We start from the raw sequence: 20,825 nt of genomic DNA on the forward strand, positions 1-20,825 counted from the left end.
TTCCGTGCAGTGGTTGCTTTAATCAATGCCGGTCAAATCGGATCGCTTTTATCACGTTAAATAAACAAGTTACTAGAGAACACACGTTAGTAACTTTTGGTGACGGTAATAACAAGCTATTTACGCCTAATTACCTGTCTTTTCGCGCAATCCTTCACAATACTGACCAGTCAAAAGAAAAAGGTCATATCGGGGTTTTAAATCCAAAAACGCAATCGTAAGATGGCGTGGAATAACAAAAATAATAAACCAGAACATCACGCTGTATAACAATAAATGCGAGGACGCGATGATGCACGATGTTGGTAACACCGTAAAAAACCGTCAATTTAAACTCTCCATCCTCTCTGGGGCTATAGCCTTTCTCACCGCTGTGAGTGCTGGCGTTCAAGCTGCGGAAATCGAGGAGGTCGTGGTGACAGCGCAGAAGCGCGCGGAAAACCTGCAGGATGTACCCATCGCGATTTCTGCATTTACCGGGGACAATATAAAAGAGTCCGGTGTCAAAAATCTGACGGACCTGGGGCGATATACGCCAGGCGTTGAGATGCATAACGATACCGCCTTGCAGCCAACATATAGTATCCGCGGTATTCAAACCAACGATTGGACTGTGGGATCTGACCCGGCTGTTGCTGTCTATGTGGATGGCGTTTACACCGGCCGTGGTGCCGGTGCCGAAATCCCCCTGACAGATATCGAAAGGGTAGAGGTTCTAAAAGGTCCACAAGGTACGCTGTTTGGGCGCAATGCCACTGGCGGGGCCATTCATATTATTACAACCAAGCCCCAGGCAGATAATTCGGTTGAGCTTAACCTCACCGCTGGTAACTACGGACGCCAATCATCCGATCTGCTTCTCAACCGCCAGCTGACCGATACGCTATATGCCCGCTTCTCGGCATCCACTAACCGCCGCGATCCTTTTGCGGATAATTTGGCGGGTGGTTTCTCCGTAGGAGATCAGGACACCCAGACCTACCGGGCATCCGTTTTATGGGAGCCCGCAGAGGATATCGAGGTTCTATGGCGTGCTGATTATGGTGTTATGGACCAAGGCAGTGCTTTACGCACAACCATCGTGCCAAGTCTGAAAGGGGAGACCGATGTATTTGGGGACTACGCCCTCGATACACCCACGATTGAAGACAGGGATTCTTTCAGTACCTCTCTGACGGTGAGTAAGGATTTTGATAATTTCACCTTCACCTCAATTACCGCTTATCGAAAGTTTGATGCGCACTTGCAGCAGGATGAAGATGGCACCGCTAACCCAGACCATATGTTTGGGTCTGCCAATACCGATGACCAGAGTCAGTTCTCGCAGGAATTCCGACTCAATGGTGCTACCGATACGGTTAAATGGACTCTGGGGGCCTCTTATTCTCAAGAAGAGTTGGACCATACGACTTACGCTTATTTCACAACCGGTTCTGTTGAATCCTTTGCGGTTTATGAAGGCGTCAAAGCGCTATACCCAGATCTGACTCAGACCCAGCAGGAGGACCTGGCGGTTATTAATCGGCAGTATTATGAGTCGATGGGGCTAGAGGGCGCCGCTAGTGCGACTTTTGTTTACGACCTGATGTTGCAAAGTGGTCAGGTGGATGAGCTGTTATTTGCCTTGGGTGCGCCAGACTATGTCACAGGCAGCATGCTTAAAGCAGATCAGGTTGTAGGGCAGATGATGGCGGGTTTCCAGCCTTGGATAGCCTCCGATGCGCCCTGGAATGAGAGTGTGCGCAACACCGGTGATTATCGCTCCACTGCGATCTATGGTGATATGACTTGGAGTATCACCGATAAGATGGATCTCACGGTGGGCGCTCGCTACACCTACGATAAGAAAGATTTCACTATCCAAACCGCCTATGGCAACAGCATTCCCCTGTCACTATCTGGCGGAGAAGTTGATCTTCTCGATGAAAAAGGCAATAAGGTTGGCAGTATAGAGCTACCAGCAATTGACTTGGGCTCACAGCTTTTCGGCATTGCCTTCTACAACAATGGTCAGCCTGAGCTTAATTCCAAGTTGAGCGATAGCTGGAGTGATATTTCCGGCCGCATCGTGCTCGACTATCGCTGGACGGACGAGATGATGACCTTTATATCCCTGGCGGATGGTTTTAAAGCCGGTGGATTTAACAGTCTTAACTTTGGTCCGGGCGTTGAGTCGTCTTTCGATCAGGAGGATGTGGTCAATCTGGAAGTGGGCCTGAAGAGCAATCTGTTCGACAACCGCGTACGCCTGAATGCATCCGTCTACACCTACGAGTACAAAAACTTACAGGAGCTGGACCTGGTCGGTTACCCAATTCCCAGCTACAACCTGAGAAATGCCGATGCGGAAGGTACCGGTGCCGAGATAGAGGTGCAGTGGGCGGCTACCGATAGCCTGTTCATTGCTGGTAACTACTCCTATCTAGACACCGAATTCACGGACTACCAGATAATAACGGCTATTGGCGAAACCGAGGAGGATTCCAAGGTCGGCCAGGCCAGGGTTTCCACCCCTGAGAGCAAATTCAACCTGATGGCCGAGTATACGTTTGACTTGGCTTCCGGTGGGGAGCTCGTATTCCGGGGGGATTACAACTGGACCGATGAACGGATTGGCTCTATCACCGATAGAACCCGCATAGTGGATGATTATCAATTATTTAACTTGCGAGCAGCCTGGAACAGTGATTCTGATAACTATTCGGTAGCTCTTTGGGTGCAGAACTTAACCGATGAAGAAATAGCCGGTGGTTACGGCGGTACCGGCGCTGCAATCGGGGCTAGCCCTGCATGGCGCTTTATGCCGAGGATGTACGGTGCAGATTTTACTGCACGATTTTAATTCGTTATTCATGTCAGCATGACGAGAGTGTGGGCCGGTTTACCGGCCCTTTTTTTTGTACAGTTCCATCTTTACGAAATAAAGTGGCGTGAATTAGACCCTATAATTCTGCAAGCTCTTAGGAATACACCTAAAACTGCGTATGATGATTTCAATAGAACTGAATTCTATCGTAGTTGATTATTGATATGACAATATTCGCAGGTGAAGTTTCTCTGGAAGAGTTACAGCAGCAGGTTCTTTCAACTTATCAAAGGGTGCGGGGGGAGACGGAATGTCTTGCTGCGCCTCTATCTGTCGAGGATATGCAGCTGCAATCAATGCCCGATGCCAGTCCAACCAAGTGGCATCTGGCGCATACCAGCTGGTTTTTTGAAACCTTTATACTCGCTCAGCATTTGCCCAAATACCAACTTTTTGATCCTCAGTTTCATCACCTTTTTAATTCCTATTACAACAGCTTGGGTACACCCTATGCCAGGCCACAGCGGGGCTTGATATCCCGCCCTGGAGTTGAGCGTATTTACGCCTATCGGCAGTTTGTAGACTCAGCCATGGAGCAGCTGTTAAATGAACACCCCTTTACCTCGAGCATCAGTGCACTGTTAGATCTCGGCCTCAATCATGAGCAGCAACATCAGGAGTTAATGCTGACGGATATCAAGCATGCACTTTCGATGAATCCAATGGCTCCCGCTTACAGTGATAGCGCCCCCGAAGATGAGGCAGAGAATGTAGCACCGTTACGTTGGCTGGAAATTCCCGGTGGATTTTATGGTATCGGTAGTGATGGAGAGGATTTCTTTTTTGATAATGAGGGGCCTGCTCATAAACAGTTTCTGCCTGATTTTTCCATTGCTTCACGACTGGTGAGTAATGCTGAATATCTGGATTTTATCGAGGATGGCGGCTACCAACAACACAGGCTCTGGTTATCTGATGGTTGGTCGCTGATAGAAAAGCACGCCCAAAAGCATCCTTTATATTGGCGTGATACCGATAGTGGCTGGCAACAATATACTTTACACGGTTTGCAGCCGATAAATGGTTATGAGCCTGTGCATCACCTGTCTTTTTATGAAGCAGATGCATTTGCCACCTGGGCCGGTAAAAGATTGCCCACTGAATTTGAATGGGAGGCGGCTGCCTGTCACCTTCGTCAACTAAACCAGCTTGCCAGTGCCAATTTGCTGGAAAAGCGTTATTTAAAGCCTTTGGCTGCGCAAAATGGTCAGACCCAATTCCTGGGGGACCTGTGGGAGTGGACCTCCAGTGCCTATTTGCCATACCACGGTTTCAAGGCCCGCAGGGACGCGGTTGGTGAATACAACGGTAAGTTTATGTGCAACCAGAAAGTCTTGCGTGGAGGGTCTTTCGCAACCCCATCTGATCATATAAGAATTAGTTATAGGAACTTCTTTTATCCACATCAAGCGTGGCAATTTACCGGTGTCCGATTGGCAGGAGACTAAAGTGAAAGCAGCCTTATCGTCAGTTACGGAAAATCAACTCCAAAATAATGAATTCCTAAGAGATGTTTTAGAGGGGTTGGGGGGTAATAGAAAAACATTGCCCTGCAAGTACTTATATGACGAAGTTGGCTCTCGTCTTTTTGAAGAGATATGCGATTCAAGTGATTACTACCTGACCAGAAATGAGGCAGACATATTCGCGATTCATTTGGATAAAATTGCAGAAAGAATTGGGCCCGAAGCTCTGCTAATAGAACCGGGGGCCGGAAACTGTGAAAAGGTAGAAGCGCTGCTTGCCGCATTGGATTCTCCCAAGGGCTATTATCCTATTGATATATCCCCTGAGATATTGCTGGATGCCGAAAGGCGAATAAAAAATGGATTACCGGGGATGCAGGTATGGAGTGAAGTCGGGGACTTTACTCAGGCAGCTGTGTGGGACAACTTGATTAATATTCCTTCCCGGAAAAGGGTTGTCTTTTTTCCTGGGTCGACAATAGGTAACTTTGAACCACTCGAGGCGGAGCGTTTGTTGGAGTTGTTCGCCTCCAACCTGAGTCCTGGTGATGGCTTGGTGATAGGCACAGATTTGGTTAAGGATTCAGTGACTTTAGAGCGGGCCTACAACGATAGTGATCATATCACTGAGAAATTTAATTTGAATCTCCTGCAGAGAATTAACGTCGAGCTAGGGGCGGATTTTGACCTGTCTCTGTTTGCGCATCGTGCATTTTACCACTCGTTGCGCCAGCGGGTGGAAATGCATCTGGTTTGCCTTAAGAGTCACAGTGTTTCGATTGCGGATACAAAGATAGAATTTATTGAGGGAGAAACGATTCATACTGAAAACAGCCATAAGTATTCTATTGCAGGCTTTAATAGCTTACTGACCCGTAGCGGGTTTGAACCTGTCTGCTTCTGGCAGGATCCCGCTGAGACTTATGTCATTCATTATGCCCAGGCCATATAGGATTAAGATGTTGGAGGGGTGGGTAAAAAGGGCTTTCTTGTCTTTAATGTTCGCCGCTTCACTGGCTGGTATTGCCATCGCTGAAAGTACAAGTAATACCGCCGCTATGGTTGTCTATAAGCACCCATTGTGTTTTTGTTGTAATAAATGGATTACTCATCTAAAGGAAAATGATTTAGAAACCACCTCGGTTTTTAAAGTGGATATGCAGGGAGTTAAACGTAAGTGGGGTATCCCCAGGGGTATGGAGGGGTGCCATACCGCGATTTGGCATGATAGATACGTCTTTGAAGGGCATGTACCGGCCTTACATATTCAGAAGTTCCTGGCCTCACCTCCCGAGGGGAGTGTGGGGCTGATCGTTGCCGGGATGCCGATTGGTAGCCCCGGTATGGAGGATGGAGAAAAATTTGAGCCCTACAATATTTACTTGCTACTAAAGGGCGGTGATTATCGTCTGTATGCCCGCATTGAAAAGCCTGACGAGATCTAATCACTTAAAAGATTTGCTCTTAAATATTTAAGCCCCAGAGCTTAATGCTTGTAAAGCTCTTTACCAGCTTGCATACCAGATAATCCAAAAGTAGCTTACTAATACGCTGATAATGCTGACGGGAAGCATCAGAAAGAAAAACTGCCAAAAGTTAAAGGGCTTGACTCCGAACTTCTCTGCTTGCTGCAATACAATCACATTACTAGCAGCGCTAATAATGAATAAGTTTCCAGCCACTGTTGATATGGCAGAGAGCATCATTAATATCTGGGTATCTTGTTGGTGCAGGAGGTTAAGGTAAATCTCAACTACTGGCACGTTGGAAAATAATTGGCTGGCAAAGAAGCTGACAAAAGCAACGGTTTCTGGTTCAGCCAAGTCAATATTGCTTACTTTAAGGAAATGTTGGAGTGACCCCGATTGAAGCAGGGACCCTGTCACTACAAACATAGAGATAAAAAAGAATAGGGTGGGCCAGTCCACCTCTCTTAATATGCGCCTGCGCTCGTGGCTGGCAATATAGATGGGTAGGCAGGCAGCCAAACCAATTTGCCCAATAGTGGGATGATATATACCGTCTACATTGTGCAATATACTTGCAAGAAAGATGAGTGCTAATAAAAGAGTGGCAGATAAAAGTGCTGGCCACTTTTGAGTAACTTCCTCCTCCTCTTTGTACTCTCTTGAGGCTTCATAATTGATGATATCACTGGTTTTAAAGAAACGTTTTAACCATATCATCGAAAGAAACATAATAATGATGGCGGGAATAAGAATCCACTGGGCAAAAACGACAAACATATTGTCGAAGTTCCCGACATTGGCAATCAGTATATTTTGTGGGTTGCCCACAGGGGAGACCATGCTGCCGATGGTTACAGTTGCGCACAGGGTTATCAGTAGAGGGATCAGTCCCCATTTCATGTTTCGTGCTAGCACTATCGCAATGGGGACGCCAATCACTGCGGCGGCGTCATTGGTAAGAATGGCTGCGCATAATGCCATTACAAGGATATAACTTATCAATACCAAACCAGGATGCTTGATTGAGAGAATTCGGTGGCTGATTTGTGTGGATATCCCGGTATCGTACAGGGCCGAAGCAATAGAGAAAACGGAGAATAAATACAGTATCAGATCCCAATCTATGGCAAAAAAGGCTTCCCTCAAACTAATCTGGCGCATTAATAGTAGAGCGATTGCGCCAAAGGTCATGATGTGCCATATGCGAATAATGGATGGAAGCCACTGCCTCGCGGCAATCAATATAAAAATGACTGCCGACACAATTAGGCTAATGGACATTGGCACAGCCTCGGACTTCGTCTCTGCTAACTGCTACTCTGAAAATCATTAAACAGTTCTTTTGGTTAGTGTTTGGCTGCCCGCCTGGGCAGATAAAGCAAAAAATAAGATTTATTTATGAGTTTAAACAAACCTCTTCTCTTTACGAACTTCTTCGCGGGAGATGTGGTTGCAGGTTTGGGGCCCTATTTAGCGATATATCTTTTGTCAGCCATGCATTGGAAGACTGGAGATATTGGCATTGTTCTGGCAATTGGCGGCATTACAACCGTTTTACTGCAAACACCCGCCGGAGCATTCATTGATAGCACCCGCTTTAAGCGTGCACTGATTGCTTCTTGCGGCGTTATTATTGCTATTGTCTCTGTCGCTATTGTTGCTCTTACCAATCATAAACCTATCATCTATGGCTCCCAGGTTTTAATGGGAGCAGCCATTGCCTTTGTGGCTCCCTCTATCGCGGCGATTACTCTGGGAGTCTGTAGCGATAAAACTTTTACCTTACAAACCAGTGCCAATCAGGCAGCTAATCATGCGGGCAATGTTTTTGCCGCAGCAATTGCCGGAATTGTGGCGCTGACGATTGCGGCCGAAGGGGTTTTTTGGTTGATGGCCATTATGGGTGTGTTAATGGCGATCTCTGTTGGATTTATTCCCGCTAATTCCATCGACCATATACGTGCGCGGGGTGGTGAAAAACGCGATGCCTCAGGGAAAAAGGAGCCTGCTGGATTTTCCGTACTGCTCACCGATAAGCGCCTGATCGCTTTGGCAGTGAGCGTCTTCCTGTTTCATTTTGGCAATGCGGCCATGCTGCCTCTGGTCAGCCAGAAGCTATCGCTGAATTCAAACGTGAATCAAGCGATTGCCTTTACCTCGGCTTGTATTATTGCTGCGCAATTTTGGATGATGTTGATGTCTCTTATGTGTGCGGCCAAGGCGGATGACTGGGGCCGTAAAGCTATCTTCATGATTGGGTTCTGTATCAACCCGATTCGCGCAGTCTTGTTTATGTCGACAGATAACCCTTTCTTTCTGGTGGCAATACAGTCGTTGGATGGTGTCGCCAATGGGATCTTTGGGGTGGTTATTATCTTGATGTGTGCCGACCTCACCAGGGGCACGGGGCGTTTCAACATTACTCAAGGAGTCATGGCCGCTCTGGTGGGGATAGGATCTGCTTGTAGTAACTTCTCGGCGGAATATGTTACCCAATTCTTTGGCTACGGTGCGGCCTTTCTGACTTTGGCAGGGATAGCGACCGTTGCAGCGATATTCTTCCTGATCTTTGTTCCCGAAACCATGCCGAAAAAGCGGGCTCAACCTCAGGAATAGCAGGCGCTATCTGGCGCTTATCCCAACTTATGCCGGAGTTCGTTATATACTGATGATATTCGCGCAATTTTATCGGGGTCCAAGAATCCCAAGTTTTTCGCGAAATCCGCTCTGCCCGGTTGGCTCGGGGCAGCACCAGGCCCGGCATCTACACCAGGCCCGGCACCTACACCAGGCCCGGCACCTACACCAGGCCCGGCACCTAAAGGGAGAGCAGGGCAGGTTATTAGCAATAGCGGGACCCGGGATATGACTGATCAGTTTACCCCCGCCATAGGCCTTGGAAACTGTCATGTTCAAACGGTCTTTGGCCGTGTGCACCGTCCAGTTCCTTGGATAGAAACCCAGTGCCGCTGGTATGAAACCCCGGACGGGGATTGCCTCGCATTACTCACCCCGCGCCCATTGGTGGATGACCCGGATCTCCCACTGGTTCTGATTCTCCATGGTTTAGCGGGCTCAGTAGCCTCTCCCTATGTTCAGGGCATGATGGATTCTCTTCTCTCGCACCGCTACCAGGTTGCGGTCATGCATTTTCGCGGCTGCGGCGGGGTACCCAATAGGTTGCCGAGGGCATATCACAGCGGTGATAGCGAGGACCCTCGCTGGATGGTTGAGCAGTTAAGGGGAGAGCTACCCGCGACACCCGTTATGGTGGTCGGATACTCACTGGGTGGTAATGTCCTGCTTAAAATGCTGGGCGAGGATGGAAGCTGCAGCCCGGTGGCCGCCGCCGTGGCGATTTCATCGCCAATGGACCTCCATGCCTGTAGCCGCAAAATTAATACTGGCTTGTCCAAGCTGTACCAGCGCCATCTGCTGAGTTGCCTGCGTCTTACTTTGAAACAAAAGGCAGAAGACCCCTGTATCGCTGCAGCTCTGCCCAATGTGGACGATGCCACGTTCTTTGCCAACTTCCGTTGTTTCGACGACACTTTTACGGCACCACTACACGGATTTCGGGATGCCGATGACTATTACACCAGGGCTTCGAGCAAGCATCTTCTGCGGGAAATTGGGGTGCCGACGATGATCATTAATTCCGTAGATGACCCTTTTGTTTGCCCATCTGCCATCCCTGAGAAGAAAGAGGTGAGCTCTATGGTGCAGTTGGAGGTTACCCTGCAGGGAGGGCACGTAGGGTTTGTCAGCGGATCTCTGTGGCGGCCGAATTATTGGTTGGAGCACAAAGTCCCGAAATTTCTCGATTCTGCCATTTTGCGGGATAAAGGCTAAAAACTCAGCGCCGCTGTTGCGACGCTGATTTGATACCCCTCAGCAACATTGGCTTCCAGTTGCAGCCTCTTCGCCTATCCCTTCTGAGAAGGGCATTTCACGTCCACAACCGGGAAATAATCCGAAGTGTTGTGAGAAGTCGCCGATAAAGTCAAAATGTGGGGCCATTCGTGTTTCTGACAGCATTTTCCAGGTGTTACCACAGACGGGGAAGACCCGCCCCTTTTCTATTCGATGGTGTCCATCCAAAATAAATGCTGAAGGTTGGTCTGGAATTGTGCCCTTATATATCACGGCTTGGCCGTAGTCCTCACAATCCTTCTCCAGCCCCGACAGTTTGAACAAGCGGTAGGTGGCAGAATAAAAACGGACGGCGCCACAACGAGCGAGTAAGACCTCATTGGTCACTTCCAAAGGGCGGCTTTCCACCAGGCGACTGTCGCGGAAGCCACTGACTTGAGCGAGCTCCAAAAAGTCATTCCAGTAAAGTGCACCGCCCAGGCACTCACCCACCAGCTCAGGGTCTGTGCGCAGGGCATCGGGGACGCGGCGATCGGCATAAACATCGGAGAAGTAAAATTCACCCCCCTCTTTGAGTAATCGATGTAGGCCTCGAAGTACTGCACCTTTGTCTGTAGAAAGATTCACAACACAGTTGGAGACAATCACGTCAAAGCTGCCGGGTTCCAGACCGAGCTCCTCAAGCTTTTCGATATAGCCGTGCAGGAAAGTTACATTGTTATAACCAAATTTTTCCGCGTGGTAACTCTGGTGTTGTCGGGCAACCTGCAATTGCTCATCGGTCATATCCACGCCGACCACTTCACCGCTCGGGCCCACCAGCTGGGAGAGTAGGTAGACATCACGGCCGGAGCCGCAGCCGAGATCAAGTACCCTGCAGCCCTCTAAAAGAGGGGGGCACACAAGCCCGCAACCGTAATAGCGGGATAGGACTTCCGGGTGGATATTGGCCAACAGTGGTTTCAACCAACTGGGCACTGCACTGGCATCACAGCAGGCATCGGTTTTTAGGTCCGATGAGCTTTTCAGTTGGCGGCCGTAGTAGTCCTGAACAATATCGTGCATGGGGATACCTTTCGCAGAGTGATTTTCCTTTCCGGCGCTGGGCGCCTTTGCGGGGCAATTTTTACCTCTCCTTCCCTTTGTAACAAGTATCGCCTTTCTGCGACTAAGGACTTTCGAGGTTTCGATTGTTAGTGTGTAGAGAGGTCTTAAAGTTGCCTTTTGATGTCAGGGTCGGCTGGCTGTTAGATAATCTTCGTTTTTTGGTTAATATCGCCGGTTTCCGCTTCGATTTTATGAGGGACCGTAATTGAGCGATTACCTTGCCCCCGATACGTCATCTGAAACGAAGTCCGAAACGAAAGTTGAGGATTCTTTGCAAAACCCCCAGTTTCTCGTGGACTTGCGCCAGCAGATGCTTCGTTTTGCCAGCCTGCAGCTGCAGGACGCCCAACTGGCCGAAGATGCGGTGCAGGAGGCACTGATGGGAGCCCTAAAGAATTCCCGCAGTTTCACTGGCCGTTCGGCCCTTAAAACCTGGGTGTTTGCCATTCTGAAGAACAAAATTGCCGATATTCTGCGGCAACGGCAGCGATTTGTTGATGCGGACCAACTGGTGCGCGGTGATCGCGAGGAGCACGATCACAATGAACTGTTCGACCAAACGGGCCATTGGCGAAAGGACGAGCGCCCCAAAAAATGGGCTGATCCTGAGTCGGCCATTCACGACAAGCATTTTTGGAGAATCTTCGATGCTTGCCTCAATCACCTGCCATCCCGGCAGGCGCAAATATTTATGATGCGGGAGTTTATTGAGTTGGAGAGTCACGAGATCTGTGCTGCGGCGGAAATCTCGGTGAGCAACTTAAATGTGACATTGCACCGGGCGCGCCTGCGCCTGCGAGAGTGCCTTGAGGACAACTGGTTTGGTGTGGAGGGCTAAGTCAATGAAATCGTGCCGGGAAGCAACGCGGTTGATGTCGGAGTCCCAGGAGCGCAACCTGCCTTTTAGTGAGAAGGCCAGCCTTAAGCTGCATTTGGCAATGTGCGCTCCGTGCCGGAACTTTGGCAAGCAGCTTCGAATCCTTCGCCGTATCAGCAAATCCTATGCCGAGGGCGGGCCGGAAAAATCTGAAGATTAAACCTTTCTGTTAACTTCCAGCGCCATGTACCCAACTGGGTGGATTAATTTGGCGCTGGAATAGGTTCCCAGCTACCGCCGCGGAGCGGCGACATGTCGATAGGCGATGTGCCCGCCGACAAAGTGGGGTTCATACCAATAGGTTCCGCAACGCTCATAGGTCACATTGCCGATCGTCACCCTGACACAGCTAGGTGGCAGGGTGTACAACCAACCACCCACGCCCACTGCGGTCACACCCCAGTAAGCCGGGCCTGGATAGGGCCAGTGACGCGGACGCCAGGGTGGGGGGTAGGGTGGATGATGGTGTCCCGGGCGAACTGGATGAAACGGTGGGTGGCCAGGAAATCTCCGCTCAAAGTCCCCCCTGGCAAACTCTCCGTGAAAGCCACCACCGGGCATGGGGCGAACGGCATTGAAATGCCCTCCCACATTGAAGTGGGCACCGCCCCCGCCAAAGTGACCTCGCGCCTCCACCTGAGGACTAAATAGAGCGGCGAGGAGAACGCCAGAAAGGAGCAATGGCGCAGCCCAAAGTGATAAGGCTCTCGACTTGCGACACTTAACTTGGATCATTGTGGGGCCTCCTGCTTGTTCGGCTCGGCCTTTTTAAACTTGATCTGCTTGAGCTTCTGAGTAGAGGGAGAGAACTCTTTTGCCGCCTCTGGCTTAGCTTGCATCCACTTTAGCGTCGCGATAAAGCGCGGCTTGGCTGGGTCGCGGGTATTGACCGTGGAGATGCGTAGGGGGAGAGGCTTATCTCCAACCTGGATCCAGATCTCCCAGTCCAGGTTCTCAGAGCGAAAGGCCCAGTGTTTGGTGCGCTTGCCGTAGATCATGGGAGAATTAACCAGGAAACCTTCTTTGATCCCTGCCCAGGCATCCGGTTTGCGACCCCACTCGAGCAAATCAGCCAATGGCACTTCAATTCCGTAGTCTTTCGCCGCTTTGGTCAGTACTTGGGCGGTGGGTTGAGAGGCCTGCATTTCGGCAAAGTAGCCATTACGCGGGGCGATCATGGTGAACTTGTCACCGTTATGAATGAAGTTGCGGGTGATCGAATCGGTAGTCAGGTCTACCCGCAGTTTTTTGGGAGGCATAGCCAAATATTTAACTTTGCCGCCTATTAATAACTTCTGCTCATTCTCCAGTACTACATCGGCAAAAATCCTGGCGTTAAACATCAGCGTCTTCATGCTTGCCAGGTATTTCCCCATTGCCTTCAGGGCCTCCATGGCTTTGGGATCAATCGCCTCACCATTCTGTGCAACACCTGCCAGGGGCTGGGTGTTCTGACCCTGACCGCTTTGGCCCTGTCCATCTTGTCCCTGTCCGGTAGTACTGCCCGATGGTGGCTGGGGTTGACCCTGCTCGTTTGTACCGTCTGAGGGCGCGGGGGGCTGCCCCTGTCCATTAGGGTTATCAGTGGGGGCAGGGGGTTGATTCTGTTGAGGATTGCTAGAGCTATCCTGTGGGTCCTGAACAGGCGCGCCACCTGGTTGAGGCGGTGGGGGAGTGGGCTGTGCGATTACGGCCGGAACCAATACCATCGACACCGCGAGAAGCAGCGCCCTGGCGTGGCAGCCAAATGGGTGAGGGGCAAGCATATACGGATACCTCCCGGTACAAGATCAAGTTAGTGGCATCAAAATCAGTGTAGAGGAGATGGGAGTGACCAACTGGACAGGGAGGCCGACTTTGCTGACTGGCGCTTCAGTGTTCAGGGCCTATGCGCTGAGTAGCAAGTTTGCTTGTCGGGTTTCTATTTGAGCTATGCTGACTTGTTTGCTAGAGTCCAAAATAAGATTTTGTGGTCCCGTTGTTCTTATGAACCTAGTCAGACTGTCTTTTTTATTGATCGCGCTGCTGGTCTTCCAGACCGCAGGTGCTTTCTATGACAGTCACGAAGAACTGCAGGATGTCACCAACCACCTTCCCCCCCACCATCTGGACCAGTCTGATAGCTACGGTGAATTTGGATCACCCGATTCAAATGTTGATTTAAATGAAGTCGCCAAAGCATCGCTCACTACTGATGAGCCCGGTACGCAGGCACCGCTTCTGGATTTTTGCAATCACTGTTGCCATTGCCATGGTAGTACCGTTGCTGGCCTGCTTGGGCAGTCATTTCAGCCCCTTCTCCGGGGGGCTATTTACTATCGTGAAGTGTTAAGCGCCGCTGTTCCCAGTGGTTACTTTTCTCCCCTGTTGCGCCCACCTATAACCCAAGTCTGATTGCTCAATTGTTGCGCGAGTAAAGGCAGAGCTAAGAAACCTGCTTGCGCCGGTGAGATGTGATTTTGGGAGATATCCATGGAATTTTTTCGCACGCTCTTTGTGAGCGTGATCTGTCGCCGTGCCCTATGGCCGCTTGTGGCGACAGCTTTATGTATTCCTGTGCAGGGTTTGTCTGCACAGAGGGGGGAAATGCTGACTCTGTCGGAAGCGATCGAGTTAACACTCGCGCAGAACCCACAGCTAGCGGTATTCCCATTACAGCGTATCGGCTTGAATGGTGCGGCACAGACAGCGGCACTGCGTCCGGCCGTCAATCTGGGTTTTGAGTCTGAGTATGAGTACTACGGCCCTGGCGATGGCTTCTCCGCAGAGAAAGAGCTGGAGCTAACCGTTTATCTGTCGTCGGTGATTGAGTTGGGCGGTAAGCGCCAGGCTCGTATAGATGCTGTTAATGCCCAACGTGACCTGTTGATCGCCGATGAACAGGCCAAGGCTCTGGAGCTGTTGGCCGAAGTGCTTCGCCGCTATGCGGAAGTATTGGCCGCTGAAGAGTTGCTGGTCCTTGCCAAAGAAAAGGTCGCTCTAGCGGAGGATACTCTAGAGGCTGTGACCACCAGGGTGAATGCTGCGGCGAGCTCTATTTCCGAGCGAATGCGAGCGGAGTCGGCTCTGGCCAATGCCAAGCTTTCTGAGCAGGGCCAGCAGGCCATGCTCGGGTACTACAAACATGCTCTGTCGGCGTTGTGGGGAGATCCCGAGCTGGACTTTGCGGTGGACTCCAGGGAGCTCTACCGCTTTGGTCCCAGCGCCAGTTTTGAAGAGCTTTATGCCCGAGCTAAAGATAACCCTGCAATTGCTCGATTTGCTTCTGAAGAGCGGGTTCAGGCCTCTAAGTTGCGGATCGCTCAAACCAGATCCAAGCCAGATGTGGAGTGGTATTTGGGCTATCGGAAAAATAATGCCGAGCAAGAAACTGCGGTAATGGGAGGGGTGACCGTACCTCTATTTACAGGCCAGCGCAGCCGGGGTTCACGACTCACTGCAATGAGTGAGTTGGATGAAGTTGTTCTGCGTCGCGATGTGGCGCTCTTGCAGCTATATCCACAACTCTATCTGACAGTAGTTAGCCGCGAGCAGGCGCTCAGAACTTTTTACACCCTGCAGGATTTTATCATTCCAAAACTTCGCGAGGCCTTGAAAGAGGTCGATCGTGCATATCGCCGTGGGCGGAACTCCTACGTGGAATTGATTTCCGCGCGGGAAGAGCTGCTCGCCGCTGAGCGGTCTCGGATCAAAGCGGCGCAAACCGTATTGCTGTATGGCGCAGAGATAGAACAGCTGACCGCTGGGCCCCTGGGGCCTCCCGGCACTGAAAGCAGGAAATGATTTTGGTTGGAATTATGAATAAATTAGTAAAAGCGATTCAGCGGGTTACTTTTTCGCTGTCCCTCCTTTTCATTGGGCTTTTTATCGCGAACCAGGCCTATGCCGGGGGGAATCATGGTGCACATTCCGGTGAGGAAGATTCCCATATTGAACAGGGCCCGAACGGTGGTCGTTTACTCGAAAAAGACGCTTTAACAGTAGAGCTGCTTATTTATGAAAACGGCGCGCAATCGGAATTTCGAGCCTGGATTAATCGTGATGGTAAATTACTCAACAACGCCCGACTCTCGGTGACAGTGGAAAGACTCGGTGGGGATGTAGAGCAAGTTCCTTTTACCTGGGAATCCAGTACCGGGTATTACCGCGGCGAAGGCACAGTGATGGAACCCCATTCTTTCGATGTCGTAGTCTCTGTTTTGTATAACGGTAAGCGTAGTGAGTGGGAATATGAGTCCCACGAAGGACGCGTACAAATCTCAGCACAGATGGCGAAAAAAGCCGGAATTGAAACAGCGGTCGCTGGCCCCGGAATTATTAAAGAAAGTGTGACCCTCTATGGCAAAACCGCGATTGATCACCGCAGTATCAGTCATGTGCGGGCACGCTACCCGGGAACTGTAGTCACTATTGAAAAAGCGCTGGGTGACTTAGTAGAAAAAGGGGAGAAGCTCGCAACCATTGAATCCAATGACAGTCTGCAAACCTATCCCTTGGTCGCTCCTATCAATGGGCAGATCATCGATAAGCAGACCAGCCGTGGCGAATTCAGCGGTGAGCGAGTGTTGTTCACCATCGCCAACTACACCCAGTTGTGGGCTGAACTGCAGGTATTCCCAACCCGCCGCGGTCAGATCAGTCGGGGCCAAAAGGTTTCCATTGTCGCTGGGGACCGCACTTTCGATTCAACCATTACCAGTCTCGCTCCTGGGGGTAACGGCCAGCCCTTTGCGATAGCTAGAGCGGCTATCGAAAATCCCAACGATCTCTGGACTACAGATCTTATGGTGCAAGGGCAGGTGGTCACCAGTGAAAACCCTGTGCCTCTTGTGGTGGAAAACCGAGCTCTGCAACCATTTCGCGATTGGACGGTGGTGTTTATCAAGGTGGGGGATACCTATGAGATCCGTCCGCTGAAACTGGGACGTAGCGATGGCAGAGTGACCGAAGTGCTGAGTGGCCTCAAGGTGGGTGATCGTTATGTCACTGAGAATAGCTACCTGATCAAAGCGGATATCGAAAAATCCGGCGCCGCCCATAACCACTAAGAGGGGCCAGAAGATGATTGAAAGCATCCTGCGCTTCTCTATTGAGCGGCGCTACTTTGTGCTGTCCCTGATCTTTGTATTGGTGGGGCTGGGTGTCTGGAGTTATCAGAAACTCCCGATCGACGCAGTCCCCGATATCACCAATGTACAGGTACAGATTAATACCGAGGCTCCCGGTTATTCGCCTTTAGAGGCTGAACAGCGGATTACCTACCCAGTCGAGGCCGCACTCGCCGGCTTACCGGATCTGGAATATACCCGCTCCCTTTCCCGCTATGGACTTTCCCAGGTAACAGCGGTTTTTAAGGAGGGCACAGACCTCTATTTTGCCCGCAATTTAATCAATAGCCGGCTCGGCGCCATTAAGAGCAATCTACCACCGGAGCTGGAACCGGAAATGGGCCCCATCGCTACCGGGCTCGGTGAGATCTTTATGTATACGGTGGAGGCTCTGCCCGGTGCTATCCAGGCGAACGGGCAGCCTTACGATGCCACAGCCTTGCGGGAAATCCAGGACTGGATCATCAAGCCGCAATTGGCCCTGGTGCCGGGTGTCACGGAAGTGAACACCATCGGTGGCTACAACAAGCAGTATCACGTAACCCCAGACCCGCGGCAGATGCTCAACTTCAGCGTATCCATGGAAGATATTGCCGAAGCCCTACGTCGCAATAACGAGAGTCGCGGTGCCGGCTATCTGGAGAATAACGGTCGCCAACTTTTGGTGCGCTCACCGGGACAGCTGCGAAATATCGCTGAAATCGAAGATGTCGTTATTACCAGTCGCGCCGGTGTGCCAGTAAAAATCTCTGACGTGGCCGAAGTGGCTATCGGCAAAGAGTTACGTACTGGTGCTGCAACTCGCGACGGTGAAGAGACTGTATTGGGTACCGCCATGATGCTGGTGGGGAAAAATTCCCGCGAAGTTGCTCGCGATGTGGCGGAGGCATTGGAGCGGGTGAAATCCACCGTGCCTGAAGGTATCAAGGTAGAGACGGTTTACGATCGCACCACCCTGGTAGATAAAGCCATTGCTACCGTGCAGAAAAATCTTATCGAAGGTGCTCTGCTGGTGATCGCGGTGTTGTTCCTTTTATTGGGGAATATTCGCGCAGCCTTTATTACCGCAGCGGTAATTCCGCTTTCCATGCTCGCTACCTTTTTCGGTATGGTGCAAACCGGTGTTTCCGCCAACCTGATGAGTCTCGGTGCCCTCGACTTCGGCCTGATTGTCGATGGGGCCGTGATAATCGTGGAGAATGCAATTCGTCGACTTGCCGAAGCACAGCATCGCAAGGGGGGCAAGCTGCCTCTGCATGAGCGTTTGGAGTTGGTATTCCAGGCGACCAACGAAGTGATTCGCCCAAGCTTGTTTGGTGTGCTGATTATTACTGTGGTGTATATCCCTTTGTTCACGCTTACCGGCGTGGAAGGCAAGATGTTCCACCCCATGGCGGCTACTGTGGTGATGGCCTTGCTGGCTGCGTTAGTGCTTTCATTGACTGTTGTTCCAGCAGCGGTGGCTGTTTTCCTTACTGGCAAAATCAGTGAGAAAGAAAATAAGGTGATCGTCGCCACCAAATCCCTATATAAACCACTGTTGATCGCGGCTATGAAGGTACGTTGGCTGGTGCTTTCCGGGGCGCTAGCACTGGTACTGTTCTGTAGCTGGCTTGCGACTACTTTGGGCTCCGAATTTATTCCGCAGCTTAATGAGGGGGATATAGCACTACACGCATTGCGAATTCCCGGTACAGGCTTAGAGCAATCGGTGGAAATGCAGCGATTGTTGGAGCAGCGTATTAAGGAATTTCCACAGGTCGATAAAGTATTCGCGAAAATTGGTACACCAGAAGTGGCGACAGACCCAATGCCGCCCAGTGTGGCCGATAATTTTGTGATCCTGAAACCCAGGGACCAATGGCCCGATTCGAAACTGCCTCAAGAGCAGTTGGTGGCAGAAATCGAGGAGGCCGTACGCCAGTTGCCGGGTAATAACTACGAGTTTACCCAGCCAATCCAGATGCGTTTTAACGAACTGATTTCTGGGGTACGTGCAGACCTGGGTATCAAGGTGTTCGGTGACGATCTGGGTCAGCTGGTCGCTTCTTCCAATGAAATCTTAAGCGTATTAAATGGAATTGAAGGGGTTGCCGATGCGAGAGTAGAGCAGGTGGAGGGCCTTCCTGTGCTATCTGTTGTGCCCAAGCGCATTGCGCTCGCCCGTTACGGTATAGACCTGCAAACCCTGCAGGATCTGGTCTCTACCGCCATTGGGGGGGAAGAGGCTGGATTGATTTATGAAGGTGATCGCCGCTTCCAGCTGGTGGTACGCCTGCCAGAGGGGTTGCGCAGGGACTACGAAAATCTCGGCGACCTGCCTATTCCTTTACCTGCTGACAGCCAGCTGGGTAGCTACGTCCCCTTATCAGAAGTGGCGAGTCTGGAAATGGCACCGGCCCCGAACCAGATCAGCCGGGAAAATGGCAAGCGCCGCGTGGTGGTAACAGCCAATGTACGCGACCGTGATTTGGGATCATTCGTTGAAGAGGCGAAGGCACGCATCGAACAACAGGTTTCCCTGCCTGCAGGTTACTGGTTGGCTTATGGCGGTACCTTCGAACAGTTGGAATCCGCCAGTACTCGCCTGTCCATCGTGGTACCGCTAACGCTGTTGGTAATCCTCGGTTTACTGGTCATGGCCTTTGGTTCTTTTAAGGATGCTCTGATTATCTTTACTGGCGTTCCCTTGGCCCTGACTGGGGGTGTTTTGGCCCTGTGGTTGCGGGGTATGCCCCTGTCAATTTCAGCTGGAGTAGGCTTTATCGCACTTTCCGGTGTGGCGGTGTTAAACGGCCTAGTGATGCTCTCTTTTATTCGCCAACTGCGCCAGCAGGGTGGTGAGCTAATCACTTCAATCGTCGACGGTGCCATGATCCGCCTGCGCCCGGTGTTGATGACTGCATTGGTGGCCAGTCTCGGCTTTGTACCTATGGCCTTGAACGTTGGTACAGGGGCTGAAGTGCAGAGACCCCTTGCCACAGTAGTGATTGGGGGAATTATTTCTTCGACATTGTTGACGTTATTTGTATTGCCGCTGCTGTATCAGATAGTGCATGGAAGAGAAGAGGCTAATAGGGACACTACAATAGTCGAATAAACTGACCAGCTTACTCATACTATCTCAGGGGTTTAGAGCTAGTATGAGTTGGACTCCTATTGCAAATCATACGAAAGTTGACAAATACGTTTCCACTCTGTCTGGCCTAAGCATACTAGCGCTACGATGCTTTGAATCGCAGGTGATTTTTTAATAGTCATAGTTTTCAGCGCAAATTACTTCACATCTGAAATTTTGAGTATTCAATCACAGTTAGGGGCTTCAAAAAAATCTAGGTAACTGGAAGTTTAAGTTGTTTGTGGGAGTGTTCTTGGGAGCTGCTTGGTTCACATCCTTGGTCCCAGACATTAACGGTTGTCCATAATTGAAAAGGCATCACTTATAGTGATGCCTTTTTTATGTGATAAAACTTACCTATATAGGTTAATTTTATCTACTGTGCTTTGTGCATGGTCTCAGTAACTTCAACCCGACTTTCAATGGTCAAGCCAGATTGTTTTATTGCATTGAAAGCTTCTAGCAAATCATTACCTTCTTTAACTTTTAAGATGGCAATGTCAGTGCCAGGAAATACCGACAATACTTTCATGCCGGTAGCTTCTGCTACTTCAGACGCAGTAACATTTTTACTTAATAAAACTGTTACGTTTCCAGTTAGAGTTGTTAGTTCTTTCGTTATCGTGTTTCGTACGATTGTACCTTTACCGACAACATCTTTTACAGAATCGTCACCGATATTCACTATGGCTACTTCACCCTTTCTTGCAACAATATGTTCTGGTGCAGCAATCGATGATGGAACACTTTTCAGTGATCGCTCAACTTTAAAGATGCCAAACTCAGCAGAACTTGTTCTTGCAGCAGGTAAAGTTCTTGGTTGTTTGGTTCCAACATCTTTTTTGTTCATGCTATCAATAGAGCCAGCTTGCGCCATGCCTGATACACATAATGCGGCAGTCAAGATCAGTAATTTATTTAACTTCATTGTATTATCCTTC

The 20,825-nt window shown here is 50.3% G+C and carries 17 protein-coding genes; 12 read left to right on the forward strand and 5 right to left on the reverse strand.

From position 1 onward, the window contains the following. Positions 1-289 precede the first annotated feature (289 nt). The 4 genes from ACJJID_RS06695 (at position 290) to ACJJID_RS06710 (ending at position 5,777) form a co-directional block, all read left to right on the forward strand. On the forward strand, positions 290-2,842 hold the full coding sequence (locus ACJJID_RS06695; protein ID WP_444922012.1) for a TonB-dependent receptor: 2,553 nt from the start codon (positions 290-292) through the stop codon (positions 2,840-2,842). 188 nt (positions 2,843-3,030) lie between these two features. Then, a complete protein-coding gene (gene egtB / locus ACJJID_RS06700; protein ID WP_444922013.1) occupies positions 3,031-4,314 on the forward strand; it encodes an ergothioneine biosynthesis protein EgtB in 1,284 nt (427 codons plus the stop codon). Between the two features lies 1 nt (position 4,315). Further along, complete coding sequence (egtD, locus tag ACJJID_RS06705; RefSeq protein ID WP_444922014.1) at positions 4,316-5,284, forward strand: L-histidine N(alpha)-methyltransferase; 969 nt, start codon at positions 4,316-4,318, stop codon at positions 5,282-5,284. Positions 5,285-5,330: 46 nt separating this feature from the next. Continuing rightward, positions 5,331-5,777 (forward strand): DUF411 domain-containing protein, encoded by a 447-nt coding sequence (locus ACJJID_RS06710; RefSeq protein ID WP_444922615.1) that lies wholly within the window; start codon positions 5,331-5,333, stop codon positions 5,775-5,777. Positions 5,778-5,837: 60 nt separating this feature from the next. Here ACJJID_RS06710 and ACJJID_RS06715 read toward each other — a convergent pair whose 3' ends face one another. Then, positions 5,838-7,082: an SLC13 family permease gene (locus tag ACJJID_RS06715; RefSeq protein ID WP_444922015.1), complete on the reverse strand. Its 1,245-nt coding sequence runs from the start codon at positions 7,080-7,082 to the stop codon at positions 5,838-5,840. A 117-nt stretch (positions 7,083-7,199) separates the two neighbouring features. Here ACJJID_RS06715 and ACJJID_RS06720 point away from each other — a divergent pair, with 117 nt between their 5' ends. Next, the gene (locus tag ACJJID_RS06720) at positions 7,200-8,417 is read left to right on the forward strand and encodes an MFS transporter (RefSeq protein ID WP_444922016.1); all 1,218 of its coding nucleotides are present in this window, start codon (positions 7,200-7,202) and stop codon (positions 8,415-8,417) included. Positions 8,418-8,666: 249 nt separating this feature from the next. Then, the gene (locus ACJJID_RS06725) at positions 8,667-9,653 is read left to right on the forward strand and encodes a hydrolase (protein ID WP_444922017.1); all 987 of its coding nucleotides are present in this window, start codon (positions 8,667-8,669) and stop codon (positions 9,651-9,653) included. Positions 9,654-9,692: 39 nt separating this feature from the next. On the opposite strand, the gene ACJJID_RS06730 is transcribed toward ACJJID_RS06725, so the two are convergent. After that, positions 9,693-10,739: a methyltransferase domain-containing protein gene (locus ACJJID_RS06730; protein ID WP_444922018.1), complete on the reverse strand. Its 1,047-nt coding sequence runs from the start codon at positions 10,737-10,739 to the stop codon at positions 9,693-9,695. Positions 10,740-10,986: 247 nt separating this feature from the next. On the opposite strand from ACJJID_RS06730, the gene ACJJID_RS06735 reads away from it, so the two are divergent. Both ACJJID_RS06735 and ACJJID_RS06740 read left to right on the forward strand, forming a co-directional pair. Further along, the gene (locus ACJJID_RS06735) at positions 10,987-11,619 is read left to right on the forward strand and encodes an RNA polymerase factor sigma-70 (protein WP_444922019.1); all 633 of its coding nucleotides are present in this window, start codon (positions 10,987-10,989) and stop codon (positions 11,617-11,619) included. A 4-nt stretch (positions 11,620-11,623) separates the two neighbouring features. Then, positions 11,624-11,818 carry a zf-HC2 domain-containing protein gene (locus tag ACJJID_RS06740; protein WP_444922020.1) on the forward strand — a complete coding sequence of 65 codons (195 nt, stop codon included), beginning with the start codon at positions 11,624-11,626 and terminating at the stop codon, positions 11,816-11,818. 71 nt (positions 11,819-11,889) lie between these two features. Here ACJJID_RS06740 and ACJJID_RS06745 read toward each other — a convergent pair whose 3' ends face one another. Together ACJJID_RS06745 and ACJJID_RS06750 are read right to left on the reverse strand one after the other, a co-directional pair. Continuing rightward, entirely contained in the window at positions 11,890-12,393 is a 504-nt protein-coding gene (locus tag ACJJID_RS06745) for a hypothetical protein (RefSeq protein ID WP_444922021.1), read from the reverse strand. Next, positions 12,390-13,424 (reverse strand): DUF2092 domain-containing protein, encoded by a 1,035-nt coding sequence (locus tag ACJJID_RS06750; RefSeq protein ID WP_444922022.1) that lies wholly within the window; start codon positions 13,422-13,424, stop codon positions 12,390-12,392. Before ACJJID_RS06750 ends, ACJJID_RS06745 begins: the two co-directional genes overlap by 4 nt. A 220-nt stretch (positions 13,425-13,644) precedes the next feature. Between ACJJID_RS06750 and ACJJID_RS06755 the strand changes: the two genes are divergently transcribed. From ACJJID_RS06755 to ACJJID_RS06770, 4 genes are all read left to right on the forward strand, one after another. Further along, positions 13,645-14,052: a hypothetical protein gene (locus ACJJID_RS06755; RefSeq protein WP_444922023.1), complete on the forward strand. Its 408-nt coding sequence runs from the start codon at positions 13,645-13,647 to the stop codon at positions 14,050-14,052. Between the two features lie 78 nt (positions 14,053-14,130). After that, positions 14,131-15,441, forward strand: coding sequence for a TolC family protein (locus ACJJID_RS06760; RefSeq protein ID WP_444922024.1), 1,311 nt, complete (start codon positions 14,131-14,133; stop codon positions 15,439-15,441). A gap of 14 nt (positions 15,442-15,455) precedes the next feature. Further along, on the forward strand, positions 15,456-16,706 hold the full coding sequence (locus ACJJID_RS06765) for an efflux RND transporter periplasmic adaptor subunit (protein ID WP_444922025.1): 1,251 nt from the start codon (positions 15,456-15,458) through the stop codon (positions 16,704-16,706). A gap of 13 nt (positions 16,707-16,719) precedes the next feature. Then, positions 16,720-19,866, forward strand: a complete 3,147-nt coding sequence (locus tag ACJJID_RS06770; protein WP_444922026.1) for an efflux RND transporter permease subunit — start codon at positions 16,720-16,722, stop codon at positions 19,864-19,866. Between the two features lie 394 nt (positions 19,867-20,260). Here the strand turns inward: ACJJID_RS06770 and ACJJID_RS06775 are convergent, their stop codons facing one another. After that, complete coding sequence (locus ACJJID_RS06775) at positions 20,261-20,812, reverse strand: hypothetical protein (RefSeq protein ID WP_444922027.1); 552 nt, start codon at positions 20,810-20,812, stop codon at positions 20,261-20,263. Between the last annotated feature and the right edge of the window lie 13 nt (positions 20,813-20,825).

It is taken from the genome of Microbulbifer sp. CnH-101-G (assembly GCF_052466775.1).